This is a genomic window from Arthrobacter sp. B0427-1-12, assembly GCF_059092905.1.
In genome coordinates this window covers 1-1,905 of the sequence record NZ_JBNHIC010000135.1, presented here as the reverse complement: position 1 = coordinate 1,905, position 1,905 = coordinate 1, and the positions used below count along the sequence as shown (strand labels likewise).

The window sequence follows — 1,905 nt, the reverse complement described above, 5'->3', positions numbered from 1 at the left end:
GCAAAACACGCGGCCGTCCCCGCAAGACCGCCGAAGCCGCATAGACTGTCAGCGATCTCCCGACAACACAGTGTCAGGGATGTCCCCGGACCGTACACCTTCCATGATGGTCAGGTGGCCTCATTTTCAGTTGGCGTTTTTGGCCCTGTTTTCGGTCGGCGTCAACAGAGTGAGGCCGCTCAAGAGGCGGCCCGTTTTCGCGTGCCGCTCTGACGACGCTGGAGGCAGCGGTTCCGTCCGCTGCGAAACGCTTCGTCTTGTTTAGGATCACTCGGCGGACGTGCGCAGCGATGAGCTAGGTGCTGGCTCAGGGAGACCGCAGGGGTTCTGCACCGCACTAGTTGGGTCGCTGGGAGCTGTAGCTCCGCGGCAGGCGCGCACCCGGGCGTTGCAGCGGAACCCAGAGCTTGTACCGGTCCGCCCGGTAGTACGAGACCGAATAGTCCACCATGGTGCGGTGGACAAAAGCATGGCGCTGAATCTTCAGCAACGGCGAACCCATCTCCACGTTGAGCAGTCGGGCAATGGACGCGGAGGCGGCAGTCGCTTCGATGGTGTCTTCGCCCCACTCGACCACAAGGCCATAGCGTTCGCTGAGCACGTTGTACAGCGAAGTGGGCGGCTCCTCTTCCACGAACCCGGGAACCTGGTGGGCAGGAATGAAGTTCTCGTCCACACTCATCGGCTCTCCGTCAGCCAGCAGCAGCCGCCTGAAACGAACAACCGGCTGTCCCTGCTCGAGCTGAAGCTCCCGGGCCACCACCGGTGTGGCCGGAATCTGCTCGAAGCTGAGTACGCGGGCGTCGGGGACCATTCCCCGGCGGCGCATTTCCTCCGTGTATGAGGTGAGCTTGACCTGCAGGCCCATCTTTGGCACCGGAACAAACGTCCCGAGTCCGACGATCCGTTCCAGGACCTCCTCCGAAACCAGGGCATCGATGGCTTGGCGTACTGTCATCCGGGCTAGGCCAAAGTGTTCCGAGAGCTCCCGTTCCGACGGAATGGCGGCGCCAGGCTGGCACTGCTCTTCCACGTAGGCCCGAAGGATCTCCCGCAACTGCAGATGCTTGGCAGTCTTGGAGCCAGCATCAATCGTGCCGCTGATCGCCTGTACCGCCTTGAAACTCACAACGCCTGCCCGCCGTCCGCAATCAACATTCGATTAATTCTATAGACCGCACACTGGTCCGGGCATACGCGGCAGACCGGAAGCCGCATTGATCCACGCTGTAGGGGCGCCCGGGGCCCTCTACCGGCTTCGCAGGGGCTCCACGGTCCCCGAAGCAGTGGTGGGAACAGCAACAGCGAGAGGGCCTTGCTGGACGAATCCTGCAAGGCCCTCTCGGGTGGTTATGCGCCTACTGCCGGCACAGCCAGCGGCTAGTGTGCGTGGTCACCGCGGCTGTACTCGTACACCCAGCCGACCAATGCCACGATGGCAAATCCGGCGCCGATGTAGAGGACCCACCAGCCGATGGCCAAACCAGCGAAACCGGTGGCACAGGCCAGGCCCAGCGCCAGCGGCCACCAGCTCCACGGGCTGAAGTGGCCCTGTTCGCCGGAACCCTCATGGATCTCGGCATCCAGCCGGTCCTCGGGACGCGGTCCCACGCGCTTGGCCGTAACGAACAGGTAGAAACCGATCATCGCCGACAGACCGGCAGTCAGCCACAGGGCAACATAACCGACCGGCTCGCTCCATTCGACCATGAACCCGTACACCACACCGACGATGGCGAAGAACGGGGCAAGGGCGGTAAAAAGCCAGAACTCGACCTTCACTTCTGGGCATCCTTCCGGTCAGCTGCGCCGAGGACCTGGGCCACAGGCGCCGGCTTGGTGGGGGTGTGGGTCTGCATCAGTTCCGGGTGGTGCAGGTCCAGGGCGGGCCGCTCGGAGCGGATG

At 63.5% G+C, this 1,905-nt stretch carries 2 protein-coding genes; both read right to left on the bottom strand.

The features are described 5' to 3' along the window. Positions 1-337: 337 nt before the first annotated feature. Complete coding sequence (locus AC5RWU_RS24140; protein WP_493986700.1) at positions 338-1,129, bottom strand: GntR family transcriptional regulator; 792 nt, start codon at positions 1,127-1,129, stop codon at positions 338-340. Positions 1,130-1,380: 251 nt separating this feature from the next. Further along, complete coding sequence (locus tag AC5RWU_RS24135) at positions 1,381-1,782, bottom strand: cytochrome c oxidase subunit 4 (RefSeq protein WP_493986699.1); 402 nt, start codon at positions 1,780-1,782, stop codon at positions 1,381-1,383. Positions 1,783-1,905 lie beyond the last annotated feature (123 nt).